Origin of the sequence: Sphingobium sp. CFD-2 (assembly GCF_024611135.1) — a bacterium.
GTDB classification, from domain to species: Bacteria; Pseudomonadota; Alphaproteobacteria; order Sphingomonadales; family Sphingomonadaceae; genus Sphingobium; species Sphingobium fuliginis.
This window is the reverse complement of sequence record NZ_CP084405.1, coordinates 3435383-3457885: the sequence shown is the minus strand read 5'-3', so window position 1 is coordinate 3457885 and position 22503 is coordinate 3435383. Positions and strand designations below refer to the sequence as shown.

The 22503-nt window shown below is 64.8% G+C and carries 27 protein-coding genes; 14 read left to right on the top strand and 13 right to left on the bottom strand.

Translation table 11 applies throughout. From position 1 onward, the window contains the following. Window positions 1-334: 334 nt before the first annotated feature. Window positions 335-988: an outer membrane lipoprotein carrier protein LolA gene (locus LDB29_RS17115; protein WP_257554923.1), complete on the bottom strand. Its 654-nt coding sequence runs from the start codon at window positions 986-988 to the stop codon at window positions 335-337. A 335-nt stretch (window positions 989-1323) separates the two neighbouring features. On the opposite strand from LDB29_RS17115, the gene LDB29_RS17110 reads away from it, so the two are divergent. Continuing rightward, window positions 1324-1767, top strand: coding sequence for a hypothetical protein (locus LDB29_RS17110; RefSeq protein WP_257554920.1), 444 nt, complete (start codon window positions 1324-1326; stop codon window positions 1765-1767). A 21-nt stretch (window positions 1768-1788) separates the two neighbouring features. Here LDB29_RS17110 and LDB29_RS17105 read toward each other — a convergent pair whose 3' ends face one another. From LDB29_RS17105 to LDB29_RS17080, 6 genes are all read right to left on the bottom strand, one after another. Continuing rightward, complete coding sequence (locus tag LDB29_RS17105; protein ID WP_025549602.1) at window positions 1789-4110, bottom strand: DNA translocase FtsK; 2322 nt, start codon at window positions 4108-4110, stop codon at window positions 1789-1791. A 231-nt stretch (window positions 4111-4341) separates the two neighbouring features. Then, window positions 4342-4833: a GNAT family N-acetyltransferase gene (locus LDB29_RS17100; RefSeq protein WP_257554918.1), complete on the bottom strand. Its 492-nt coding sequence runs from the start codon at window positions 4831-4833 to the stop codon at window positions 4342-4344. Between the two features lie 10 nt (window positions 4834-4843). Further along, window positions 4844-5773, bottom strand: a complete 930-nt coding sequence (locus LDB29_RS17095; RefSeq protein WP_257554915.1) for a DMT family transporter — start codon at window positions 5771-5773, stop codon at window positions 4844-4846. Window positions 5774-5813: 40 nt separating this feature from the next. Then, window positions 5814-6038: a hypothetical protein gene (locus LDB29_RS17090; RefSeq protein WP_137710059.1), complete on the bottom strand. Its 225-nt coding sequence runs from the start codon at window positions 6036-6038 to the stop codon at window positions 5814-5816. A gap of 50 nt (window positions 6039-6088) precedes the next feature. Further along, a complete protein-coding gene (gene ispG / locus LDB29_RS17085; RefSeq protein ID WP_044660577.1) occupies window positions 6089-7249 on the bottom strand; it encodes a flavodoxin-dependent (E)-4-hydroxy-3-methylbut-2-enyl-diphosphate synthase in 1161 nt (386 codons plus the stop codon). A 180-nt stretch (window positions 7250-7429) separates the two neighbouring features. Beyond that, complete coding sequence (locus LDB29_RS17080) at window positions 7430-8734, bottom strand: OmpP1/FadL family transporter (RefSeq protein ID WP_257554910.1); 1305 nt, start codon at window positions 8732-8734, stop codon at window positions 7430-7432. Here LDB29_RS17080 and LDB29_RS17075 point away from each other — a divergent pair. Beyond that, a complete protein-coding gene (locus LDB29_RS17075) occupies window positions 8733-8933 on the top strand; it encodes a hypothetical protein (protein WP_257554908.1) in 201 nt (66 codons plus the stop codon). The two genes, LDB29_RS17080 and LDB29_RS17075, sit on opposite strands and share 2 nt — an antisense overlap. A 199-nt stretch (window positions 8934-9132) precedes the next feature. Here the strand turns inward: LDB29_RS17075 and pgmG are convergent, their stop codons facing one another. The 3 genes from pgmG to LDB29_RS17060 are packed head-to-tail and all read right to left on the bottom strand — an operon-like array spanning window position 9133 to window position 11836. Then, the gene (gene pgmG / locus LDB29_RS17070) at window positions 9133-10572 is read right to left on the bottom strand and encodes a phosphoglucomutase/phosphomannomutase PgmG (protein WP_257554906.1); all 1440 of its coding nucleotides are present in this window, start codon (window positions 10570-10572) and stop codon (window positions 9133-9135) included. A 20-nt stretch (window positions 10573-10592) separates the two neighbouring features. After that, complete coding sequence (locus tag LDB29_RS17065) at window positions 10593-11030, bottom strand: DnaJ domain-containing protein (protein ID WP_140042747.1); 438 nt, start codon at window positions 11028-11030, stop codon at window positions 10593-10595. Then, window positions 11030-11836, bottom strand: a complete 807-nt coding sequence (locus LDB29_RS17060) for a division plane positioning ATPase MipZ (protein WP_257554902.1) — start codon at window positions 11834-11836, stop codon at window positions 11030-11032. The genes LDB29_RS17065 and LDB29_RS17060 overlap by 1 nt, the downstream gene beginning before the upstream one ends. Before the next feature lie 109 nt (window positions 11837-11945). Between LDB29_RS17060 and panC the strand changes: the two genes are divergently transcribed. Next, window positions 11946-12791 carry a pantoate--beta-alanine ligase gene (gene panC, locus LDB29_RS17055; RefSeq protein WP_257554899.1) on the top strand — a complete coding sequence of 282 codons (846 nt, stop codon included), beginning with the start codon at window positions 11946-11948 and terminating at the stop codon, window positions 12789-12791. A gap of 38 nt (window positions 12792-12829) precedes the next feature. Here the strand turns inward: panC and LDB29_RS17050 are convergent, their stop codons facing one another. Then, a complete protein-coding gene (locus LDB29_RS17050; protein ID WP_025549611.1) occupies window positions 12830-13270 on the bottom strand; it encodes a CopD family protein in 441 nt (146 codons plus the stop codon). 14 nt (window positions 13271-13284) lie between these two features. Then, window positions 13285-14346, bottom strand: a complete 1062-nt coding sequence (hemE, locus tag LDB29_RS17045) for a uroporphyrinogen decarboxylase (RefSeq protein WP_257554896.1) — start codon at window positions 14344-14346, stop codon at window positions 13285-13287. A gap of 287 nt (window positions 14347-14633) precedes the next feature. Between hemE and LDB29_RS17040 the strand changes: the two genes are divergently transcribed. From LDB29_RS17040 to LDB29_RS16990, 11 genes are all read left to right on the top strand, one after another. Continuing rightward, window positions 14634-15455: a pyruvate, water dikinase regulatory protein gene (locus tag LDB29_RS17040; protein WP_025549613.1), complete on the top strand. Its 822-nt coding sequence runs from the start codon at window positions 14634-14636 to the stop codon at window positions 15453-15455. Window positions 15456-15459: 4 nt separating this feature from the next. Then, complete coding sequence (locus LDB29_RS17035) at window positions 15460-16053, top strand: nucleoside triphosphate pyrophosphatase (protein ID WP_025549614.1); 594 nt, start codon at window positions 15460-15462, stop codon at window positions 16051-16053. Beyond that, window positions 16050-16871 (top strand): shikimate dehydrogenase, encoded by an 822-nt coding sequence (locus LDB29_RS17030; RefSeq protein ID WP_025549615.1) that lies wholly within the window; start codon window positions 16050-16052, stop codon window positions 16869-16871. The genes LDB29_RS17035 and LDB29_RS17030 overlap by 4 nt, the downstream gene beginning before the upstream one ends. A gap of 19 nt (window positions 16872-16890) precedes the next feature. Beyond that, entirely contained in the window at window positions 16891-17484 is a 594-nt protein-coding gene (gene coaE / locus LDB29_RS17025; protein WP_025549616.1) for a dephospho-CoA kinase, read from the top strand. Between the two features lie 45 nt (window positions 17485-17529). Beyond that, a complete protein-coding gene (gene dnaQ, locus LDB29_RS17020; RefSeq protein ID WP_025549617.1) occupies window positions 17530-18222 on the top strand; it encodes a DNA polymerase III subunit epsilon in 693 nt (230 codons plus the stop codon). A 95-nt stretch (window positions 18223-18317) separates the two neighbouring features. Further along, window positions 18318-18914: a ribosome hibernation-promoting factor, HPF/YfiA family gene (hpf, locus tag LDB29_RS17015; RefSeq protein WP_099185541.1), complete on the top strand. Its 597-nt coding sequence runs from the start codon at window positions 18318-18320 to the stop codon at window positions 18912-18914. 119 nt (window positions 18915-19033) lie between these two features. Further along, complete coding sequence (locus tag LDB29_RS17010) at window positions 19034-19501, top strand: PTS sugar transporter subunit IIA (protein ID WP_025549619.1); 468 nt, start codon at window positions 19034-19036, stop codon at window positions 19499-19501. After that, entirely contained in the window at window positions 19461-19970 is a 510-nt protein-coding gene (locus tag LDB29_RS17005) for a PaaI family thioesterase (protein WP_037482870.1), read from the top strand. The genes LDB29_RS17010 and LDB29_RS17005 overlap by 41 nt, the downstream gene beginning before the upstream one ends. Further along, complete coding sequence (locus LDB29_RS17000) at window positions 19960-20310, top strand: DUF1491 family protein (RefSeq protein ID WP_025549621.1); 351 nt, start codon at window positions 19960-19962, stop codon at window positions 20308-20310. The genes LDB29_RS17005 and LDB29_RS17000 overlap by 11 nt, the downstream gene beginning before the upstream one ends. Before the next feature lie 176 nt (window positions 20311-20486). After that, the gene (locus LDB29_RS16995) at window positions 20487-21134 is read left to right on the top strand and encodes a cell wall hydrolase (protein ID WP_025549622.1); all 648 of its coding nucleotides are present in this window, start codon (window positions 20487-20489) and stop codon (window positions 21132-21134) included. A gap of 100 nt (window positions 21135-21234) precedes the next feature. Further along, the gene (locus tag LDB29_RS16990) at window positions 21235-21729 is read left to right on the top strand and encodes an MmcB family DNA repair protein (protein ID WP_025549623.1); all 495 of its coding nucleotides are present in this window, start codon (window positions 21235-21237) and stop codon (window positions 21727-21729) included. Window positions 21730-21844: 115 nt separating this feature from the next. Here LDB29_RS16990 and LDB29_RS16985 read toward each other — a convergent pair whose 3' ends face one another. Next, entirely contained in the window at window positions 21845-22468 is a 624-nt protein-coding gene (locus tag LDB29_RS16985) for an ankyrin repeat domain-containing protein (protein WP_257554886.1), read from the bottom strand. Between the last annotated feature and the right edge of the window lie 35 nt (window positions 22469-22503).

The window sequence follows — 22503 nt, the reverse complement described above, 5'->3', positions numbered from 1 at the left end:
CAGGCCCGCACAAGCTATAGCGCTGCGTTAAATCGGACGCAGGTCGCGCGCTCTCAGTTTTCGTTGTCGCATCGTTTGAAGCGGAAAACCGGTTCCCACTTTTCTGCGCGATGCTCTAAATGTCGGATCGCACCGAAAAGGCCCCCGCTCCGGGGGCATGGAACGGGGGCCTCGATCGCGCCCTTGAAGCGCTTTGCGGCGGGAGCGGGGTTCCGGGTAACAGGGGGGAAATCCCGGTTCCGTCTCGCGCCGTGGAGTTCCTTTTAGGGCTCGGGATATGAGCCTCAGATGAACGGTTCTGAAAAGTTTTCGGCCCGTCGCACCTGGGGCCCGCTTAACCGCCCGACGCGCGCCCCTTGGGCCGCGGGTCGGTCCAGCGGAAGGCGGAATCCGCCACGGGCACGCCATAGCGCTGGTTGCTGAGCTTCACCGCCGTCCGGTTGTTCTGCGAATCCAGCGCCACCCAACCATAGAGCTGCAAGCCCGCCGGGCTGCCCGCATCGCGTTTGAAGATCATGGTGATCGTGCCATATTCGGGCCGTTTGGGGTCGCGGGCCTGGACGGACAGCACGCTGGGATCGCCCGTCTGGATCACCTTTCCGAACTTCGACAGGTCCTTGGACGGATCGATCAACGCCCCCAGCGGCGAATTGCCGATCGGCCAGCGCTGCACCTGCCGCACCTCATAATCGATCATGGTCAACGCCTTGCCGTCGCCCACGATCAGCAAAGGCACGCCCTTCTGATACTGGAAACGGATCTTGCCCGGCTGCTTGAGGGTAAGCTGGCCGGTCAGCGTCTGGCCGTTGCGGTCCGTCTGGGCGAAATCGGCGGTCATGGTGGTGACGGCGCGGATATAGGCATTGACCTTCGACAGGTCCGACTGGTCGGCCTGCGCGGCGGCCGGCATCGCCGGCACCGCAAGGGGCGCGGCAGCGATCGCCAGGGCGGCCAGCGCCAGGCTGTGGGGCGCAAGGATGCGCTTCATGCAATCATCTCCGGTTGTTCAGGATGAGAAATGTAGGTGGCAGGGCTTGAACCCGCTGTGAACCCATTCGTTCCTGTCATGCAACGAATGGACTGTCCGCTTCAACGCTCCGCCTGAAGAATATGCGGGCGGGTTGGGAATCGGACACCCGCTTTATCCCTCTCCCTTGAGGGAGAGGGCTGCGCAGACTTGGCAGCTTGCTGCCTTAGTCGTAGCTGGGTGAGGGGGTTGCGATCCAACGGATCGCGCGGCACTCCCCCTCATCCCAATCAGCCCAGGCTCCTTCGCCGCCAGGGCTTCCTATCCTTCTCCTCAAGGGCGAAGGAAGGTCTTGAATGGGCCATTCCCGGGCCTTCGCCATCATGTCACGAAATGAAAACGGGAAGGGGGAGAGCAACATGGTCGCTCAATCCCCCTCTGCTCCCGCTTCGCCAGTGCCGGTCTTTCCGGCGGCCCCTCTCCCGATTTATTTTTTAGGCGCTGCGGTGAGCGGCCTCTGCTTAGCCGGGCGCGAAGACAAAAAAAAGGCCGATCCGAAGACCAGCCTGAAAGTTTTTAGGAGAGGATGCCTGAAAGGCAGGGCCTTCTTCGCCCAGATCGCGTTTCCCGGCAAATGCGAAGAACCGAAGGACGATTGCATGAAACGCAATCAGCCTTGGAAATCAGGGGTTTTTCCCGGCGCCACCGGGGTTTTGCCGCACGGCGATGACCCAGCAATCCACGCAAAAACCCGTTTCAGAGCGAAATGGGCAGTGGTTTTTTGGCATCAGCCCAAATGAAAATTTTTCACGCCGACCGGATCAGAGCGGATTGCCATTCTCGTCGCGCAGCACTTCGCGGCGGCCGACATGGTTGGGCGGACCCACCAGCCCCTGCTCCTCCATCTGCTCGATCAGCCGGGCGGCGCTGTTATAGCCGATGCGCAATTGCCTCTGGAGCCAGCTTGTCGACGCCTTCTGATTTTCGAAGACGAGCTGGCACGCCTTGCGGAAAAGCTGCGCATCCGGGCTGTCGTCGCCCAAGTCGACACCATCGAGCGCGAAGCTGCCCTCCTCCGGCTCCTCGGTGACGGCGGCAATATAATCCGGCTGTCCCTGAGCGCGCCAGTGATCCGCCACCACGCGCACCTCGTCGTCCGACACGAAGGGACCGTGGACGCGCATCAGGCCCTTGCCGCCGTGCATGTAGAGCATGTCGCCCTTGCCCAATAGCTGCTCGGCGCCCTGTTCGCCCAATATGGTGCGGCTGTCGATCTTCGACGTGACGAAGAAGCTGATGCGGGTCGGCAGGTTGGCCTTGATGACGCCGGTGATGACGTCGACCGACGGCCGCTGCGTCGCGAGGATCAGGTGGATGCCCGCGGCGCGGGCCTTCTGGGCAAGACGCTGGATCAGGAATTCGACTTCCTTGCCCGCCGTCATCATCAGGTCGGCCAGCTCGTCGACCACCACCACGATCTGCGGCAACGGCTGGAAATCGAGCTGCTCCTCCTCATAGATCGGCTTGCCGGTCTCGGGATCGTAGCCGGTCTGCACGCGGCGGCCGAGCGGCTTGCCCTTGGCCTTCGCCGCGCGGACCTTCTCATTATAATTGGCGAGGTTGCGGACGGAGATCGACGCCATCATGCGATAGCGGTCCTCCATCTGCTCCACCGCCCATTTGAGCGCGCGGATCGCCTTGGCGGGCTCGGTCACGACCGGTGAGAGCAGATGCGGAATGTCGTCATAGGTCGACAGTTCCAGCATCTTGGGATCGATCATGATCAGCCGCAACTGGTCCGGCGTCATGCGGTAGAGCAGCGACAGGATCATCGCGTTCAGCCCCACCGACTTGCCCGAACCCGTCGTACCCGCGATCAGCAGATGCGGCATGGGCGCAAGATCCGCGATGATCGGCTCGCCCGAGATATTCTTGCCCAGGATGATCGGCAGCGTCGCTTCCTGCCCGAACTGCTCGCTGGTGATGAGTTCGCGGAAGGACACGCCCTCCCGGTTCGCATTGGGCAGTTCGATGCCGATCACGGTGCGGCCCGGAATCGTCGCCACGCGGGCCGAAAGCGCCGACATGTTGCGCGCAATGTCGTCCGCCAGCGCGATCACGCGGCTCGCCTTGATGCCGGGCGCTGGTTCCAGTTCATACATGGTGACGACCGGGCCGGGACGGACCTCCACGATATTGCCCTTCACATGGAAGTCGTCGAGCACCGATTCCAGCAGGCGCGCATTGCGTTCCAGCGCGGCCTTGTCGATCTTCTGCCCCTGGCTCGCGGGGGTTGGATTGAGCAGGTCCGGCGAAGGCAGGGAGCTGTTGCCGAACAGGTCGTCCTGGCTGACCGGCGCCATGGAGCGCTGCACGGGCGCAGGCTTGGGCGTCTGGATGTTGATCGGCGGCTTGGGCTCGTTGGTGACGGTCTTGCGCGGGGTCGCGACGCGCTCGAACGGCTCGTCATCTTCATCCGCGTCGACGACCGGCGCGGGACCGGCCAGAGCGAAAGCCGGCCGGGGCAGCGCCAGGCGCGGCAGAGAGGGCCGGCGCAACGCGATGATCGGCTTTTCCAGCGCCAAGCTGCGATACCAGAGGACAAGGCCCGCGATCAGCGTCAGGACGATCAGGATTCCGGTGATCCAGCCCTGCGCGGCGGGCGCCTGCGCCGCAAGGCTCATGACGCCCCGCGCCGTCACGAGCGCGATGATGCCGCCCCATCCGGCGGGCAGGCCGACCAGCGGATTGGTCTGGAACAGCGCCAGCGCGATGCCGAGCAGGACGATGCCGGCAAGGCACTTTCCGAACTGCGCCTTCCACCCGCTCATGTCCTGATCGCCCCACAGCCGCCGGGCGGTGATCGCCATCAGCGGCAGCACCAGCGCCACCGGCACGCCCAGCAGCCAGAGCAGGAAATCCGCGACCCAGGCGCCGGGCGCCTGCATGATATTCTGCACATGGTCGCCCGCCACCGTGTTCATCGACGGGTCGCTCGGCTGATAGCTGAGCAGCGCCAGCGCGAGGAACAGGGTCGCCAGCAACAGCGCGATCGCGCCGATCAGCGCACCGCTGCGGATCAGGCTGCGTTTCAGCATTTCGCGCCATTCCGGCGTGCGTTTGGCTCCGCGGCTGACAGCCATGGCGTCAATGTCCCCCAAATGTTCCGTTCGGGGACAATGCGCCGAGCGGGGAGTCCCCGTCAAGAGTCCGGCCCATCGGCTCGTCTCTCCGACTCCGTAACAATCCTTATGTCGACGGGCGGCGGACCGGCGCAAAAAGTCCCGCGAAAGGAGACTTTGTCATGATCGCCACGCTTTATCCGACCCTCGTGATCGTCGCCCTAGGGGCCTTCACCGCCGTGCTGCTGGGCGTCAGCGTGCAGGATGCGCTGAGGCGAGGGCGCTGAGCGCATCGCCGTCGACGCGCTGCACCGTCCATTCGTCCATCGGCCGCGCCCCCAGCGAGCGGTAGAAGGCGATGGACGGTTCGTTCCAGTCCAGCACCCACCATTCCAGCCGCGCGCAATCCCGCTCCAGCGCCAGTTGGACGAGGCGGGAAAGCAGCGCCTTGCCCGCGCCCAGCCCCCGCGCTTCCGGGACGACGAACAAATCCTCCAGATAGAGGCCGGGCCGTCCCTCGAAAGTCGAGAAATTGTGGAAGAAAAGGGCGAAGCCGATCGCCCTCCCCTCATTTTCCGCGATCAGCACCTCCGCCATTGGGCGCGGCCCGAACAGATATTTGTTGAGCGAGGCGCGGTCGGCCTTCACCTCATGGGACAGTTTCTCATAGTCCGCCAGGGCGAGGATGAAGGCGTGGATCGTGCCGATGTCCGATGGCACGGCCTCGCGAATGGTGACGGACATGCTTTTCCTTTCAGGCCACGGACGGTTCGACATGGGGCGGTTCGGCCGATCCCGCGCGCGACGCGATCAGGCACCCCAGCACGATCAGCAGCGCGCCGACCACCGTGGTCAGGGTCAGCCGTTCGCCAAAGGCGAGCCAGCCGATGATCGCGGCCCAGAGGAAAGCGCTATATTCGACCGGGATCAGCACCTGCGCCTCCGCCCGCGCATAGGCCCAGGCGAGCGCCGCAAGCGAGGTGAAGGCCAGCGTCGCGGCCAGCACCACCAGCGCCCATGAGGGCGCCGCCGGCACGACCGGCATCCCTTGGACAAACGCCGCGAACAGGACGAACACCCCCAGCATCACGACATGCTGGAAGAAAGCGACCTCGATAGGGGAGGCGAGCTGCGCCTGTTGCCGCTGGAGGATCAGGTTCCAGGCGAACAGCACCGCCGAAACAAGTACCGCACCCGCGCCCAGCAGCGCATCCGCGTCATAATCGCCCCGCACGCGCCCCGACAGGATGACGGCAACGCCGACCAGGCCCAGCAGCGACGCACCGATGGCCTGCCGCCCGATCCGTTCCTTGAGCAGCAGCGCGGCAAGATACAGCGCGACCAGCGGCGCGATGAAGGACAGGGCGATGGCCTCGGCCAGCGGCATCCGCATGATCGCCCAGAAGAACAGGCTGGCCATCACCGCCACCACCGTCCCGCGCAGCATATGCAGCCGCAACACGGCGCGACCGGGCCAGCGCTGCCGGGTCAGCAGCATCAGCACCAGCCCCAGCAGGCTGCCCGCCACGGCGCGCCAGAACAGCGCATTGAACAGGCCGATGGAAAGGCTCAGCCCCTTCATGGCGGCGTCCATCACGGAAAAGAGCGCAACCCCCACGCAGCAGACGGCGAAGGCGAGAGGAAATGCGGTCGCCGGTGCGGCGCGGTCGGTGTCGCTTCCCATCCGGTGGCCTATGGATGCGGAACGCCGTGGATCGGCCCGGTCAATCGCGCGTCTTCCGGATCACGCGGCCGACAACCAGTTCGTCGATCTGAAGGCGCACGATGCGCGCCCCGCCGATACGGAGGCGGCCGATGGCGATCGCACCGATGGCGAGAGCGCCCAGCGCCAACGCCCCCAGCGCCAGGCTGCCGATCGCCCCGGCGCCCAGGGCGGACGCACCCACGGCGGATGCACCCGTGGCTGTCGCAGGACGGAAAGCGGCCATGGCATCCCTCCGTTCAGTCGCCGCATCATCCGGGCTGGGGACGCCGCCGGTCATTCCGCCGCTTCCGCCTTGCCGGCGTCGGTGGTTTCGTCTTCCAGCCTGGCCGCTTCGATCTCCGCCGCCTTGGCTTCGACAAGGCCGACGATATGGTCGATCATGCCTTCGTCCTGCACCGTATGATCGGTGAGGCCGGACAGATAGACCATATGCTTGCCCGCGCCGCCGCCGGTCAGGCCGATGTCGGTTTCCCGCGCCTCGCCGGGGCCGTTCACCACGCAGCCGAGCACGGAGAGCGAGAGCGGCGTGTGGATATGCTGGAGCCGTTCCTCCAGCGCCTGCACCGTGCGGATCACGTCGAAGCCCTGCCGCGCACAACTCGGGCAGGAGATGACCTTGACCCCGCGCGTGCGGATGCCAAGCGATTTCAGGATTTCATAACCCACGCGCACTTCCTCTTCCGGCTCGGCGGAAAGGGAAACGCGGATCGTGTCGCCGATCCCGGCCCACAGGAGATTGCCGATGCCGATGGCGCTCTTCACCGTGCCGCCGATCAGTCCGCCCGCCTCGGTGATGCCCAGATGCAGCGGGCAGTCCACCGCTTCGGCCAGTTGCATATAGGCTGCCACGGCCAGGAAGACGTCGCTCGCCTTCACCGCCACCTTATATTCATGGAAATCCTGGTCCTGCAGCAGCTTGATATGGTCGAGCGCGCTTTCGACCAGCGCCTCCGGGCAGGGCTCGCCATATTTTTCGAGCAGGTCCTTTTCGAGGCTGCCTGCATTGACGCCGATCCGGATCGAGCAGCCATTGGCCTTGGCTGCGTCGACCACCTCCTTCACCCGCGCTTCCGATCCGATATTGCCCGGATTGATGCGCAGGCAGGCCGCGCCCGCATCGGCGGCTTCCAGCGCGCGCTTGTAATGGAAATGGATGTCCGCGACGATCGGCACGCGGGCAGCGCGGACGATCTGCTTCAGCGCGGCGGTCGACGCCTCGTCAGGGCAGGAGACGCGGATGATGTCCACGCCCACTTCCTCGCAGCGGCGGATCTGGTCGACGGTCGCCCGGACGTCATGGGTCGGCGTGTTGGTCATGGTCTGCACCGTGACCGGTGCGCCGCCGCCGACGGGGACATTGCCGACCATGATCTGGCGGCATTGCCTGCGGGCGATGTCGCGCCAGGGGCGCAGGCCGGGATTATGGTCGGACATGAAAAAGGGGCTCCGTGGTGATGGAGCCCCTATAGGGATTTATTGCGTCGGTTAGAAGCGCGAGCTGTCTTGCGTTTCAGCAAAGCTGAAACGTGCGCACCGGTCCTCACCCCACCCGACTGCCCAGACATCGTATCCTGATGGGCGGTCGGGTGGGGGTGAGGGCCGATGCCGCTCCCATCAAAAACGCGCCGTCAACGAAGCGCCGATCTGGTCCGCATTGCCGCTGGTCCGCGACAGGGTGGTCGCCGTCACCGTCGCGGGCGCGGGATAATAGCTGTCCGGACGGATGATGTTCGCCTTTTCCACGAAAGTATGGGCATAGCTGACGTTCAGTGCGAAGGCGGGCGAGATGTTGAAGGTCGCGCCAGCCGTCAGCCAGGAACGGTCGCCATCGGGCACGCGGGTCGTCAGGTGCTGCGGATTGGTCGGCGTGCGGTCGAACATCGTCCCCGCGCGCAGGGTCAAGGCCGGGCTGACATCATATTCGCCGCCCAGGCTGACGCTGTAGCTGTCCTTGTAATCCAGTTCCTTGTTGCTGGTGCCGGCGGCGGAGGTGATGGCAATGCCCTTGAACTTCGACCAGTTATACCAGCGGGCGCTGATCATCGCGCGCAGCTTCGGCGTCAGGCGGTGCCTGAAGCCCACGGTGACGATGTCGGGCAGGTCCAGCGGGGCGGACGCATCCAATTCGCCATTGGCCGTGGCGATGGGCCCCAGCAGGCCTGAAATGGTCTGCGTGCCGATCAGCTTGTGCTTGACGCCGGAACGGTAGGAAACGCCGACATTGGTGTCGCCATTGGTGTAGAACAGGCCCGCATTCCAGCCGACCGTCCAATCGTCGCCCTTCAGCCGCGCGAAGCCGTCGGCCGGGGCCAGGGGCGAAAGCTGCGGCAGGGCGTTGGTCAGCGTCGCTTTCACATATTGCACGTCGACGCCGCCGCCGATCGAGAAATTGTCATTGAGCTTATAGGCGGCGCTGGGCTGGATATTATAGGTTTTGAGGTTGGTGTAGAGCGAGTCATAGCGGCCGAAGAAGCCGTCGTCATAATCCAGCTTCAACCCGAACGGCGCGTTGACGCCCAGGCCCAGCCACAGACGGTCGGTCGCCTGCGCCGTGACGTAGAAGCTGGGGATCGGAATGACCTTGTCGAACGGATTGCCGCCGTCATTGCCCGCAACCGGCACCCGCGCGCCCGGCAGGGTGGGAACGGTGCGATAGGTGCCGCGATTGGCCTGATGCGCGGAGGCCATCAGCGCGATGCCGCCGATCGAGGTCTGGATGCCCGACAGTTCCGTCATGGCCGCAGGATTGAAATAGACGGTGGACGGATCGTCCGCCGCCGCGCCGGCGCCGGCCAGCGCGCGCCCGGTTTCCTTGGGCGCCTGTTCCTGCAGGTAGAAACCACCCGCCAGGGCCGGGACGGGTGCCGCGAATACGCCCGACAACAGGACACTGGCAATGATGGGGCGGCGCAAGGGCATGATGAATCCTCTCTTCAAACTCGTCTGTGGCAAATGGCTTTCGCCGGAAAATAATCCCCTCGAAGCCACGGCATTATTAGCAATATGGTTAAATTATCGTTCGAAAAGCCCTAATTTGCGGGGGTTTCCGTATCCTGCGCCGCCGGAATGCGAAACGACGCTACGGCAGGAAGCAAAAAGAAGGGCGCTGAGCGGATGAAAAAAAAGCCGCCCCGGAGGACGGCTTGAAAGTTTTAGGAGAGGATGCCTGAAAGGCCTTTTCCTTTTGCGGTGCAGCGATGATTTTCGCAAATGCGAAAAGCTGATGTTCGATTGCATTTCATGCAACTGTCATGTTCCAGCCTGATTTCCGTAACGGAAAGGCAGGTCCGAACGGGCCGCTTTTTCTGCCCGTTCGATCAGGAATCGTCCTCGGAAATCCGAATCACGCCCGAATCGGCCAATTGCGCATCGATCTCCGCGATCAGGCGCGCCAATCCTTCCTCATCCTTCGCCTCGGCTCGGATCACGAGCGAATCCTGGGTGTTGGAGGCCCTCAGCAGCCACCATCCATCGCGCGAGCCGACTCGCAGGCCGTCGGTTTCGTCGACGCTTGCGCCCAAGGCCTGCAATCGGGCGCGGACTTCCTCCACCACGGCGAACTTGCGGCTATCCTCCACCGGAAAGCGGATTTCCGGCGTATTGACCATGGCCGGCATCTCATCGTGCAGCGCCGTCACGCTGCGGCCAAGCCGGGTCAGCCCCCGAATAAGCCGCACCGCGGCATAGAGCCCGTCGTCGAAACCATAATAATCGTCCGCGAAGAAGAGATGCCCGGTCATCTCCCCGCCCAGCGGAGCGGCAATCTCCTTCATTTTGGACTTGATGAGGCTGTGGCCGGTCTTCCACATCAACGGTCGCCCGCCGAGCGCGGCAATCCGGTCGAACAGGGCCTGGCTGGCCTTCACATCCGCGACGATCGTGGCGTTCGGCCGGTCCTTAAGCACCAGTTCCGCGAAGATGCCCAGCAACTGGTCGCCCCAGATTACCCGGCCCCGGCCGTCGACCACGCCGATCCTGTCGCCGTCGCCGTCGAAAGCCACTCCGAAATCGAGCTTCTTCGAGCGGACAAGCGCCTTCAGGTCCGCCAGATTCGCCTCGACAGTGGGATCGGGGTGATGATGGGGAAAATGTCCGTCTATCTGGGTGAAAAGCACATGATGCTCACCTGGCAGGAGCTTGACGAGCTTGTCCACCACCGGCCCGGCGGCGCCATTGCCGGCATCCCAGCCAATGCGCCAGGCGGCGCCGTCGAACCGCTCCACCAGCCGGGCGGCATAGCGGTCCATGATGTCGACGTTCTCGACCCGGCCCCCGCCTCCGCTTCCGGCGGTGCTCCAGTCGCCCGCCGCCGCCATCGCTCCCAGCTTCGCGATGGCCGCGCCGAAAAAGGCTTCATGCTGAAGCACAAGCTTGACGCCGTTATGATCGGGGGGATTGTGGCTGCCGGTTATCTGAATGCCGCCGTCCACATCCAGGACCGCTTCGGCATAATAGAGCATGGGCGTCGGGCCCAGGCCTATGCGCACGACATCGGCGCCGGAATCCTGAAGGCCCTGGACGACCGCCTGTTCCAGCGCCGGGGAACTCAGCCGCCCGTCATAGCCGACCGCGACCCTTGATCCCCCGGCCCGCCTGACGCCCGCCTTTTCGACGCCTGCCTGTCTGACGCCCGCCTGTCTGACGATCGTGCCGAAGCTGCGGCCCACGGCATAGGCATCTCCCTCGCCCAGCGTCCGGCCCACCACGCCCCGAATGTCATATTCGCGCAGCAGCGTGGGATGAAAGCGATGGGCCATGGCATCTTCTTCCCTTGGCTTCAGTGGCGCTGCGCGGCTTCCCTGATCAGCAGGTCACGGGCGGCGTTGATCTGGGCCGCCAGCGCTTCGGTGCCACCCTTGTCCGGATGGACGGAGGCGATGAGGCGGCGATGCGCGGCGCGGATGGCGCTGGCATCGGCATCGGGGCCCACGCCCAGCAGCTTGCGGGCGTCGATCACCGCCTGAGGGGAAACGGCCCGGGTGGCGGGCTGGTCCGACCCCGCCTTCGCCTTGCCGGGACGGCTCTTGGCGAAGAAAAACAGGGTGGCACCCAGCAGCAGCGGCGCGCCGACCAGCGGCTTGCCCTTGGCCGCCATGACCGCGCCGACCAGAGCGGCGCCCAGCGCCATGCCATCCTTCGCGCTCATGCGTTGCAGTCGTCCCGTCCAGATAAGCCAGGCGGCAAGCCCGATCAAAGCCAAGGCAAGCAGACCCATCAGGCCGCGCCGAGCAGATCCACCGGCGCGGCCTCATCGCGCGAGGGAAGGGCGAGGCCCGACACCATCTCGCGCAGTTCCTGCCGCGCGGCGATATGGCTGACGCCCAGTTCGCCCAGATGCCCCTTGTCCAGCAGCGTAAGCCCCGAAGGGAAGAGTTCGCGGAAGATCACGCGCTCCGAAAGGCCGGGAATCACGCGGAATCCGACGCGGCGGGAAAGCTCCATCAGGGCATCTCCGACGCGCTTCTTGTTGCGCGCGTCATGATGCTGGACGCGGTTGCGCAGCACCACCCAGTCGATGGTCACGCCGTCGGCCTTCGCCCGGGTCTTGCGCGCCTCGAAGATCAGTTCGGAATAGAAGGAAAGGCGCTTCACCTTGAAGGTTTCCGCATCCACCTGCCCGATCAGGTCGAAATCGACGAAGCTGTCGTTCATCGGCGTCACCAGCGTATGGGCGCGGGCGGCCATGTGGCGGGCATAGTCATCGTCGCGGCCGGGCGTGTCGATGACCAGGAAATCCTTGCCCTCGGCCATGGCGGCGGCCTGTTCGTTCAGCGCCTCGACGCTGTCGCCCTGGAACACCGCGAAGTCCGGTGTAGGCAGGTCGATGCCGCGGCGGCGCGCGGTGTCGGCGCGATTCTCCATATAGCGGGTGATCGTGCGCTGGCGCGGGTCCAGGTCGATCATGCCGACCCGGTGACCCAATACCGTCAGCGCGATGGCCGTGTGCACGGCGGTGGTCGACTTGCCGGTTCCGCCCTTCTCATTGGCGAAGACGATATGGTGCGTTTGGGCGTTCGCCATCGGACCTTTATAACCCCGTTGATTGTCGCAATGATTCTTGACCGTTTCAGCCGGTCGTGCCTTAGCAGGATATACCCCTGTCGATGCCCTTATCGGAGCCGTTCCTGTCGTGCAAATCCTCCGTGACCTGCCTTCCCTGCGTGCCGCCGTCGATGCGCTGAAAAGCGACGGAAAACCGCTGGCTCTGGTGCCCACCATGGGCGCGCTGCATGACGGGCATATGGCGCTGGTCGAGGAAGCGCGCCGCCATGCCGGGCATGTCGCGGTGTCGATCTTCGTCAACCCCCGCCAGTTCGGGGTGAACGAGGATCTGGACGCCTATCCCCGGCGCGAGGCGAAGGACGCGCAGATGCTGCAGGCGGCCGGAGTCGACATCCTCTGGGCGCCGAGCGTGGACGTCATGTACCCGGCGGGCTATGCCACCAACATCTCCGTCTCGGGCGTGACCGAAGGTCTGGACGGCGCGGCCCGGCCCGGCCATTTCGACGGCGTGGCGACGGTAGTGGCGAAGCTGTTCAACCAGGTCCGCCCCGATGTCGCGCTGTTCGGGGAGAAGGATTATCAGCAGCTCGCCGTGATTCGGCAGATGGTGCGCGATCTGGACGTGCCGATCGAAATCATCGGCGTGCCGACCCAGCGGGCCGAGGATGGATTGGCGCTGTCGTCGCGCAACGCCTATCTGACCGAGGAGGAGCGCAAGGATGCGCTGGCCCTGCCCCGCGCTCTGGGCGAAGCGGCCCGGCAGATGGAAAAGGGCGCGACCGTCGAGGCGGCCCTGGCCAGAGCCGTTGCCCTGCTCGCGGCGCATGGTTTCGATCCGATCGACTATGTGTCGCTGTGCGATGCCGTGACGCTGGAACCGATGACGGTGCTGGACCGCCCGGCGAGGCTGCTCGGTGCGGCGAAGCTCGGCAAGACACGGCTGATCGACAATATTCCGGTCGATCCGCTTTGATTTCCGTCATCCCGGCTTTGGCTGGGATGACGGCCATGTCAAAAGGGCTTCACGATCACCGCGATCACGATCACCGCAGCGGCGATTCCCGGAATCTCGTTCACCAGCCGCAATTGCTTCTCGCTGAGCGGCCGCAGCCCCTTGGCCAGCTTCTTGGCATAGCCCGCGATCCAGCCATGATAGCCCGACAGGCCCAGCACGAAGAGCAGCTTCAGGTGGAACCAGCCGAAATGCCAGGCGCCGATCTCGACCATCAGCATAAGCCCGAAGACCCAGACCAGGATGAGGGACGGATTGAGGATGATCCTGAGCAGCCGCCTTTCCCGGTCGATCCACTTCCGGTCCTCGTCCGACCCCACCGGACATTGATGGTGATAGACGAAGAAGCGGGGCATCATGAACAGGCCCGCCATCAGGAAGATGACGAAGATGACATGCGCGGCTTTGACCCACAAATAGGCTGCTCCCAGATAAGGCATGGTTCAGTCTCCCGCTACGACCGCATCCGGCGCACATGGCTAATCAGCGCTTCGACATGATCAATGGGGGTGTCGGGGAGAATCCCGTGGCCCAGGTTGAAGATATGCGGCCGACCGGCAAAGGCGGCGCGGATATTGTCCACGGCCTCTTCCACCGCCCTGCCGCCGGCGATCAGCGCCAGCGGATCGAGATTCCCCTGCACCGGCAGGCCCTGCGGCAGCGCCCGGTCGGCCCAATGCGGGTCGACCGTTTCATCCACGCCCACCGCATCCACGCCGGTCCCCGCCGCATAATCCGCCAGTTTCGCGCCCGCGCCCTTGGGAAAGCCGATCACCGGAATCTCCGGATGGATCGCCTTCAGCTTCTCCACGATTCGCCGATTGGGCTGGATCACCCAGCGGTCGAATTCCAGCGGGGCCAGGCTGCCCGCCCAACTATCGAACAGCTGCACGGCCTCCACGCCCGCCTCGATCTGGCCGGAGAGATAGACCACGGTGGCATCGACAATGGCATCGATGATCGCGCCGAATTTTTCCGGCTGGCTGTAGGCAAGGTGGCGGGCGGCGCCCTGGTCCTTGCTGCCCTGCCCGGCGACCATATAGGTCGCGATGGTCCAGGGACTGCCCGCAAAGCCCAGGAAGGTCACATGGCTGTCCAGCGCCGCCTTGACCTGCCGCACCGTCTCATAGACCGCCTCGAAGCGGCTGAAATCCGGTTTCAGGACCGACAGCTCCGTCTCCGCCAGGACCGGCGCGAGGCGCGGGCCTTCCCCCGCCTCGAACCAGAGGTCCTGCCCCATGGCATAGGGCACGATCAATATGTCGGAAAACAGGATCGCGCCGTCGAAACCGAAGCGGCGCAGGGGTTGGAGGGTCACTTCCGCCGCCGCCGCGCTGTCATAGACCAGTTCGAGGAATCCGCCCTTTTCCGCCCGCAAGGCGCGATATTCCGGCAGGTAACGGCCCGCCTGACGCATGAGCCACATGGGCGGCACGGCAGGGCGCGCACCCTTCAGGACCGAAAGCAAGGGCTTGGCCGTCAGGTCATTCGAAAGGGCGGCATCGGGTCCCGTCATAAACTCTCTTATATTTAGATTCAAAAGGATGATGGAGATAGTGGGGCGGTTGGCAGCGGGGTTTATGCGCTGTGCCCCGATTTGCCAACAACTTGACTCCTCAAGGCCGCCGATTCCGGTCCGAGTCAGTCAGCTTATTCCCGTTATCCACAGGCTGTGGGTGGAAATTTCCTTCTGTTGGCGGGCTGTGGAGAAGATTCCCGGAATCGGGGAGGACGAAAGGCGCCTGATTTCACCCGCAAGCTATGCCTTGATTTATCCACAGCCTCCCCACAGAGATGTTCTTCATGTCGCGCATCCATCTCCACCTGCTTTCGGACTCGACCGGCGAGACGCTGGAAAACATAGCGAAGGCTGCCATCGGCGCGTTCGAGAATGTCGAGGCGGTGCGCCATTTCTGGCCGATGGTTCGGTCCGACGTCCATCTCGACCGGATCATGGAGGAGATCGCCGCCAATCCGGGGCTGGTGCTGTTCACCCTCTCCAACCATCAGCTCCGGCGGCGGCTGGAGACGCGCTGCCGGGCGCTCGGCCTGCCCCATGTGGCGGCGCTCGACAGCGTGACCGACGCCCTCTCCAACATATTGGGGCAGGAAACGCGCAACCGCCCGGGGCGCAAGCATATATTGGATGAGGCCTATTTCGCGCGGATAGAGGCGATCCAGTTCACCATCGCCCATGACGATGGCGTGGGCCATGAAAATTGGGAGGAGGCGGACATCGTGCTGGCCGGCGTTTCCCGCGCGTCCAAGACGCCGACATCCATCTATCTCGCCAACCGCGGGTACAAGACCGCCAATATCCCGCTGGTGATCCAGTCGCCGCCGCCGCGCAGCCTGTTCTCGCTGAAGCATCCGATGGTGGTCGGCCTGACCGTCAGCCCGGAACGGCTGGTGCAGATCCGCCGCAATCGCCTGCTGTCGCTCAACCAGGCGCCGGAGACCAGCTATGTCGACATCGACCGGGTGCAGGAGGAGCTGTCCTTCGCCCGGCGCATGTTCGCGGACAATGGCTGGCCGGTGATCGACATGACCCGCCGGTCGATCGAGGAAGCCGCCGCCGCCATCATCAACCTGTTCAACGACCGCGTGCTGGCGGAAGGAGCATGAGACCATGATCGTGCTGGCATCGCAAAGCGCGAGCCGCCGCGCCCTGCTGGAAGCGGCGCAGGTGCCGTTCGAGGCGCTGTCCCCCGGCGTCGACGAGGAAGCGGCGAAGGAAGCGCTGCGCGCCGACGGCCTGGATGCGCGGCAACTGGCCGATGCGCTGGCGGAACTGAAGGCGATTCGCGTCTCGCGCCGGGTGCCGGGCGGGCTGGTGCTGGGCTGCGACCAGACCCTCAGTCTGGATGACGGCGCGATGATCGACAAGGCGGTCGACCGCGCCGATGCGGAGCGCATAGTGAAGCTGCTTTCCGGGCGGGTGCATCATCTCCACAGCGCGGCGGTGATCGCGCTCAACGGCGAACCGATCTGGCGGTATGTCGAGCGGGTGCGGATGACGGTGCGGCCTCTGTCGGACGCTTTCATCACATCCTATCTGGACGGCGATTGGGAAAATTGCCGCTGGTGCGTCGGCTGCTACCGGATCGAGGGGCCGGGCGCGCAGCTTTTCAGCCGGGTCGAAGGCAGCCAGTTCGCGATTCAGGGCCTGCCGCTGCTGCCTTTGCTTGACTTTCTGCGCGTCCGGGGCGTTCTGGCGACATGACCGACAAGCTCCCCTATGCCGAAGTGATCGGTGATCCGATCGAACACAGCAGGTCGCCGCTGATCCACAATTTCTGGCTCGATGCGCTGGGGATCGAGGCGGAATACAGGAAGACCCATGTCACTGGCGATGGCCTGTCCGCCTATTTCCTGGCGCGGCGCGCCGATCCGGACTGGCTTGGCTGCAACGTCACCATTCCGCACAAGATCGCGGTGATGGACTATACCGACGATCCGGGCGGCGTCCGGGAACGGATCGGGGCGATGAACACCATCGCCAGCGAGACGGGCGGACCGCTGATCGGCACGAATACGGATGCGGGCGGATTCCTCCAGCCATTGCTGCGCGACAGGTGGAAGGGGCAGAGCGCCGTTCTGGTGGGGGCGGGCGGCGCGGCGCGGGCGATCCTGTTCGCCCTCACCAGCCTGGGCGTGCCGGACATCACCGTCATGGTGCGCGATGCAGCCAAGGGTCAGGCGCTGCTCGACCGTGCAGGGGTCAGGGGCCGCGTGATCGGCATGACCGACGCGCTCCCTCGGGCGGACCTGCTCGTCAACACCAGCTCGCTCGGCATGGTGGGCCAGCCGGTGCTGGACCTGGACCTTTCCCCCCTGGGCCCGGAAGCGACGGTCTATGACATCGTCTATGCGCCGCTGGAGACGGAGTTGCTCAAGGCGGCGCGCATCCGGGGCCTGAAGACCCTCGACGGGCTGGAGATGCTGATCGGGCAGGCGGCGCTGGCCTTCGACATCTTCTTCGATGCGGAGGCGCCGCGCGAACGGGACGAGGAATTGCGCGCCTTGCTGCTCGCCGCCTGAGATTCATGAAGATGATGGGATGAAGATCTACGGTCTCACCGGCTCCATCGGCATGGGGAAGTCCGCCGTCGCGGCCATGTTGCGGCGGGAAGGCGTTCCCCTGTTCGACGCCGATGCGGAGGTGCATCGCCTGCAGGGGCCGGGCGGCGCGTTGCTGCCGGCGATAGAGGCGCGCTTTCCCGGCACGACCGGTCCCAAGGGCGTCGACCGGGCGAAGCTGGGCGCGGCGGTCTTCGGTCATCCCCAGGAATTGAAGGCGCTGGAAGCCATCGTCCATCCCGCCGTGCAGCAGAGCCGCAAGGCCTTTCTGCAACGGAACCGATCGCGCCGGTTCGTCGTGCTGGACATTCCGCTGCTGTTCGAAACCCATGGCCATCGCCGGCTGGCCGGCGTCATCGTGGTCACCGCCCCTGCCTGGAAGCAGCGCAAGCGGGTTCTGGCCCGGCCCGGCATGACCGCTGCAAAATTTCGCCGGATTGTCCATCTGCAAACACCCGATGCTGAAAAGCGGCGGCGGGCCGACTATATCATCCATACGGGCACGACCTTCGCTGAGACCCGCTTCCAGGTTCGCCGCTTGGTCGCTTGCCTTGGTGCGAAGACAGGCCGATAAGAGGGGGCCGGCGAGGTTGGCCGGCAAGAGTCGTTGTAGAGGGCGATGCGCGAGATCATTTTCGACACCGAAACGACGGGATTCGACCCAGCCTCCGGCGATCGCCTGGTCGAGATCGGATGCATCGAACTCCTCAACCGGGTTCCCACGGGCCGCACCTTCCACGCTTATTATAATCCGCAGCGGTCGATGCCGATCGCGGCCGAGGCGGTGCACGGCCTGTCCGACGCTTTTCTGAAGGACAAGCCGCTATTTTCCCATGGGGTGGAGGAACTGCTCGCCTTTCTGGAGGACAGCCATCTGGTCGCCCATAATGCGCGCTTCGACTTCGGCTTCCTCAATCACGAACTGAAGCTGTGCAAGCTGCCGGAAGTGTCGATGGAGCGGATGATCGACACCGTCGCCATCGCCCGGCAGCTTCACCCCGGCGCCAAGCACAGCCTCGACGCGCTCTGCACCCGCTACGGCATCGACCGCAGCCATCGCATCAAGCATGGCGCGCTGCTCGACGCCGAATTGCTGGCCCAGCTTTACATCGAACTGACCGGCGGCCGTCAGATCGGCCTCGGTCTTGCACAGGAGGAAGAGAAACTCGTTGTAAATATGGAACTTGCGGCGGAAGTCGCGGTTCGCCCTGTTCGTCCCGCGCGTGTCTTTGCGGCAAGCGCGGAGGAGCTGGAGCGGCATGCAGCGTTCGTCGCGACGCTGGACAAGCCGCTCTGGCTTGAGGAGGCCTGATTACGGCTGTCCCTTCGGGATGGGCTGCCTTCACGGCCTCCACGCCAACCGGGTCGCCAATCCCGGGCGGTCCGGCAAGAATAAGGAGAAGGCATATGGATATTCGTGTTTCCGGGCATCAGGTCGATACGGGTGACGCGCTCAAGCAGCATGTCTGGACCCGTCTGGAGGCCATGGCCGAGAAATATTTCTCCCGCGCGCTTTCCGCCCAGGTCACATTCCGGCCAGCCCCGCACGGCGCCTTCCATTGCGACATCGTCTGCCATGTCATGACCGGACTGATCCTGAAGGGCGCCGGAGAGGCGCAGGAGGCGCATCCTGCCTTCGATCAGGCGGCCGAACGGATCGAGAAGCAGTTGCGCCGCTATCTGCGCCGCCTGAAGGACCGCAGCGCGCAGGCCGCGGCGGCGGAGGCCAGCCGGGCCAATGGATATGGCGCCGATGAACTGGACGGCGCCGGCTACACGATTTTCGCGTCCCCGGCCGATGAAGAGGAACCGGCCGAAGCGCCGCTGATCGTGGCGGAAACCCGGGTCGACATTCCCGAAGCCAGCGTGTCGGACGCGGTGATGATGCTCGACCTGCGCAACACCAATGCGCTGCTGTTCGTCAATGCCGGAACGGCGGCGTACAACATGGTCTATCGGCGGCAGGACGGGACCATCGGCTGGGTAGAGCCCCGCCTGGGCTGATCGCCTTCCCCCGGCCGCCGGTTGACCTCGATCCGCTGGCGGCCTATGGGGCCGGACTTTAAAGATCCGGGCATTGCGTCATTTTTCCGAGGCTGGGCGCGGCTCGGCTGGGATTCGGCATGGTTCATTTCAATGATATCGTCGCACCGGATGCATTGGGCACCGCCCTTTCGGTGAACGGCAAGAAGCAGTTGTTTCAGAAGGTTGCGGCCTTGGCTGCGCAGGCCTACGGCTTGGCTGCCGATCCGGTGGCGGAGGCGCTGCTGGAGCGTGAGAAATTGGGCTCGACCGGCTTTGGCGGCGGAGTTGCGATTCCCCATGCGAAGATTCCCGGCCTCCAGAAAATGTGCGGGGTGGTGGTGCTGCTCGATCCGGCGGTTCCTTTCGACGCTGTGGACGAAGCGCCGGTGGACATCGTCTTCGCGCTGCTCTCTCCGGTGGATTCCGGCGCCGAACATCTGAAGACCCTGGCCCGCGTTTCGCGCTACCTGCGTGACGAGGGGCAGATCGCCCGGCTGCGCGGCGCCAAGTCGACGGCGGCGCTCCATGCCCTGCTCGCCGGTGGCGAGGCGCGTGACGCTGCCTGATCCGGGTTCCGCCGCCAGCGCCTTGCCCAGCGGGGAGCAGGCGCATTTCCGGGCGCTGGAGTCCCTCTACCGTTCCGCACCGATCAACCGGCTGTTCCGGTCGGAACTGACGATTCCGGAAGAAGGCCGGTCGATCATCCATTTCGACGTGGACGAGACGCAGTTCCATGCGGCCGGCGCGGTGCACGGCACGGTCTATTTCAAGATGCTGGACGATGCGGCCTTCTACGCGGCCAACAGCCTGGTCAGCGATCGCTTCCTGCTGACCACCAGCTTCAACCTGCTGTTCACCCGCCCGATCGGGCCGGGCCGGATTCGGGCCGAAGGGCGCTGGATCAGCGGAAAGCGGCGCGTCTATGTGGCGGAGGCCAGCCTGATCGACGCCGACGGCGAGGAGGTCGGGCGCGGCACCGGCACCTTCATGCGGTCGCAATTCCCCCTCTCCTCCCTGCCGGGCTATGCCGGCTGACCCATCCGACGCGCGGCTGACCAGCGCCATGCTGGTCGGTGTCCTGATGCGCCGCTGCGCCGCGGCGGGCGGCTTTGCCACGGTGCTGGTGAAGGGCGATGCCGTCAGCGGCGTGATCCTGCTCCAGGCGCTGGAAAATGGCCGGGAACAGGGACTGTTCGAACGCGTTCCTGATTATGCGGGCGGCTATCGCCTCACCCGCTGCGGCCCGGACCCGGAAAAGGGGGCCGAGGCCATGGCTCAATATCTTGCGCGCCGGCGCGGATCGGACCCCGATCTGTGGGTCATCGAACTCGACATCGCGGATGCGGAACGGTTCGCCGCTGAAACGATCTGTTGATCGTTGACTCATTTTCCGCGCGCGGGCACAGGCCTCCGACGCTTTCAACGCGCAGGTTGCCGGTTTTCGTCCATGGGGGGCGGATGCGGTAAACACGCAGACGGGGGGCGGCCGAACGTCGTGTTTTAGGGGTTTTTTGACGTTCCCGGCCAAGAACCGCACGATTTTGAGCTGTAATGAGTTTTCGTCTGAAGGCTGCGATCTTCGCGGCATTTTCCCTTTCCGCCACAGCGGCGGTTACCGCGGCCGACATGTCGAGCGCTTCCGAGGCGGCTCCGTCGGTCCTTTCCCTTCCGGGAAGCAATGAGCTGAATGCAGCTCCGGCCGGCGCCACGCCCGCCGTCACTTTCGCCGCGCCGCGCGAAGTCGTGCAGCCGCTGGCTCCCCTTTCCGACAGCGCCGATGTGAAGGCCGACAATCTCGCCGCCCTCGTGGACGCGCAGGGCGCGGCCGAGGATGTTTCCGGCGACATGAAGTGCCTGGCCGGCGCCGTCTATTTCGAATCCAAGGGCGAAAGCCTGGAAGGCCAGTTGGCCGTTGCCCGCGTCATCATCAATCGCGCCCGGTCCGGCCGCTTTGCCGATAGCCTGTGCGGCGTCGTCTATCAGCCCGGCCAGTTCAGCTTCGTGCGCGGCAATGGCATGCCGTCGATCCGCCTGGGCAGCGAAAGCTGGCGCGAGGCCGTCGCCATCGCCCAGATCGCGATGGACGATAGCTGGGACAGCAAGGCAGAGGGTGCGCTCTATTTCCACGCCCGTCGGGTTTCGCCCGGCTGGGGCAAGCGCCAGCTCGCCGCGATAGACAATCACGTCTTCTATCGCTGACCGTTTTCGCGCCGGGCGCGCAGGGGGTGAAGAAGGGCCGGTTCGGGCGATCCTGAATCGGCCCTTTCCTTTTGTTCCCTTCCTGTTCTAAGAACCGGACATGGAATCCGATCTTTCCGACAGTTGTTCGCCCCTCACGGACGGCACGGCTCTGGCCGTGGCGCGGGGCACGCTGCGCCTGTTCTTCCGCCATGACATGAGCGGGATATTGGAAGTGCCGCTGCCCAATGGCCGGCGCGCCGACATCATGGCGCTGGACGGGGCGGGTCGGATCACCATCGTGGAGATCAAGTGCAGCCGCGCCGACCTGTTGGGCGACATGAAATGGCCCGACTATTTCGATTATTGCGACCGCTATTTCTGGGCCGTGCCGTCGGGCTTCGACCTGTCGCTGTTCGAGAGCGAGGCGCTATGGCCGGGACGGACGGGATTGATCGTCGCGGACCAATATGACGCCGAACTGGTGCGCCCCGCACCCATGGAGCCGCTGGCGGCCGCGCGGCGCAAGGCGGAAACGCTGCGCTTTGCTAGACGGGCGGCCAGGCGGCTGACGGCGCTGGCGGACCCGGATCATGCCGCGGAACTGGGGTGGTAGTCTGATCTGCGTGGAGATCGACGAGGGGACGGATAGTCTCCCGCGACATTTCCCTTAAGCGATACGTGCTCCTGCGCAGGAACACGCATCGTCTGATGTTCGCTTCAGGAAAAAATCAGAACACCGGCCCCTGCACCGGTCCCTTGGGTGCTGTCTTCGTCTTCGCAGCGCTCAGCGCTTCCACCAGCCCCGGCGTCCTGGCGTCGCGCTCCGCATAGTCCCGCGCCGACATGCCGGCGATCGTGTCGCGCTTGTCGGGATTGGCGCCTTGCGCGACCAGCAGCCGGACCAGCGCCACGTCGCGAAGCTGCACCGCCCGGATCAGCGGCGTCTCGCCGCTGCCATTCGCCTTGTCCACCTGCGCATTATAGGTCAGCAGGCTGCGCACGCCTTCCTCGAACCGGGCCTGCACCGCGTCCATCAGCGGCGTGTTGCCGTTTTTGTCGGTCAGGTTCGGGTTCGCGCCCTTGGCGAGCAGGAAGGTCAGCCATGTATTGTCCCGCCGGGCGACGACCAGGTGCAGCGCGGTGTCGCCGGTCGTCACGTCGCGGCTGTTGATGACGGTCGATCCCGGCTTCTGGATCAGGTCGGTCACCTTCTGCCCGTCGGCGTCCTTGACCGCCTTCAGAAAATTGTAATTGTCGGAAAACTGCGCCTGCGCCGCGACCGGCGACAGCAGCGCCAGGGCCAGAGCGGCGGCACGGCCAAGGCCCATCCAAGCCGGAAAACGTCCTGTCATTATGTCCATAGCCCCGTTGGAATTTGCAAATCGGG

Bases quoted from the DNA above. Each gene is read 5' to 3' on its own strand.
- LDB29_RS17115 (WP_257554923.1), bottom strand. From the start codon at position 988: ATGAAGCGCATCCTTGCGCCCCACAGCCTGGCGCTGGCCGCCCTGGCG.
- LDB29_RS17110 (WP_257554920.1), top strand. From the start codon at position 1,324: ATGGGCCATTCCCGGGCCTTCGCCATCATGTCACGAAATGAAAACGGG.
- LDB29_RS17105 (WP_025549602.1), bottom strand. From the start codon at position 4,110: ATGGCTGTCAGCCGCGGAGCCAAACGCACGCCGGAATGGCGCGAAATG.
- LDB29_RS17100 (WP_257554918.1), bottom strand. From the start codon at position 4,833: ATGTCCGTCACCATTCGCGAGGCCGTGCCATCGGACATCGGCACGATC.
- LDB29_RS17095 (WP_257554915.1), bottom strand. From the start codon at position 5,773: ATGGGAAGCGACACCGACCGCGCCGCACCGGCGACCGCATTTCCTCTC.
- LDB29_RS17090 (WP_137710059.1), bottom strand. From the start codon at position 6,038: ATGGCCGCTTTCCGTCCTGCGACAGCCACGGGTGCATCCGCCGTGGGT.
- ispG (WP_044660577.1), bottom strand. From the start codon at position 7,249: ATGTCCGACCATAATCCCGGCCTGCGCCCCTGGCGCGACATCGCCCGC.
- LDB29_RS17075 (WP_257554908.1), top strand. From the start codon at position 8,733: ATGATGAATCCTCTCTTCAAACTCGTCTGTGGCAAATGGCTTTCGCCG.
- LDB29_RS17080 (WP_257554910.1), bottom strand. From the start codon at position 8,734: ATGCCCTTGCGCCGCCCCATCATTGCCAGTGTCCTGTTGTCGGGCGTA.
- pgmG (WP_257554906.1), bottom strand. From the start codon at position 10,572: ATGGCCCATCGCTTTCATCCCACGCTGCTGCGCGAATATGACATTCGG.
- LDB29_RS17065 (WP_140042747.1), bottom strand. From the start codon at position 11,030: ATGGGTCTGCTTGCCTTGGCTTTGATCGGGCTTGCCGCCTGGCTTATC.
- LDB29_RS17060 (WP_257554902.1), bottom strand. From the start codon at position 11,836: ATGGCGAACGCCCAAACGCACCATATCGTCTTCGCCAATGAGAAGGGC.
- LDB29_RS17050 (WP_025549611.1), bottom strand. From the start codon at position 13,270: ATGCCTTATCTGGGAGCAGCCTATTTGTGGGTCAAAGCCGCGCATGTC.
- hemE (WP_257554896.1), bottom strand. From the start codon at position 14,346: ATGACGGGACCCGATGCCGCCCTTTCGAATGACCTGACGGCCAAGCCC.
- LDB29_RS17040 (WP_025549613.1), top strand. From the start codon at position 14,634: ATGTCGCGCATCCATCTCCACCTGCTTTCGGACTCGACCGGCGAGACG.
- LDB29_RS17035 (WP_025549614.1), top strand. From the start codon at position 15,460: ATGATCGTGCTGGCATCGCAAAGCGCGAGCCGCCGCGCCCTGCTGGAA.
- LDB29_RS17030 (WP_025549615.1), top strand. From the start codon at position 16,050: ATGACCGACAAGCTCCCCTATGCCGAAGTGATCGGTGATCCGATCGAA.
- coaE (WP_025549616.1), top strand. From the start codon at position 16,891: ATGAAGATCTACGGTCTCACCGGCTCCATCGGCATGGGGAAGTCCGCC.
- dnaQ (WP_025549617.1), top strand. From the start codon at position 17,530: ATGCGCGAGATCATTTTCGACACCGAAACGACGGGATTCGACCCAGCC.
- hpf (WP_099185541.1), top strand. From the start codon at position 18,318: ATGGATATTCGTGTTTCCGGGCATCAGGTCGATACGGGTGACGCGCTC.
- LDB29_RS17010 (WP_025549619.1), top strand. From the start codon at position 19,034: ATGGTTCATTTCAATGATATCGTCGCACCGGATGCATTGGGCACCGCC.
- LDB29_RS17005 (WP_037482870.1), top strand. From the start codon at position 19,461: ATGCCCTGCTCGCCGGTGGCGAGGCGCGTGACGCTGCCTGATCCGGGT.
- LDB29_RS17000 (WP_025549621.1), top strand. From the start codon at position 19,960: ATGCCGGCTGACCCATCCGACGCGCGGCTGACCAGCGCCATGCTGGTC.
- LDB29_RS16995 (WP_025549622.1), top strand. From the start codon at position 20,487: ATGAGTTTTCGTCTGAAGGCTGCGATCTTCGCGGCATTTTCCCTTTCC.
- LDB29_RS16990 (WP_025549623.1), top strand. From the start codon at position 21,235: ATGGAATCCGATCTTTCCGACAGTTGTTCGCCCCTCACGGACGGCACG.
- LDB29_RS16985 (WP_257554886.1), bottom strand. From the start codon at position 22,468: ATGACAGGACGTTTTCCGGCTTGGATGGGCCTTGGCCGTGCCGCCGCT.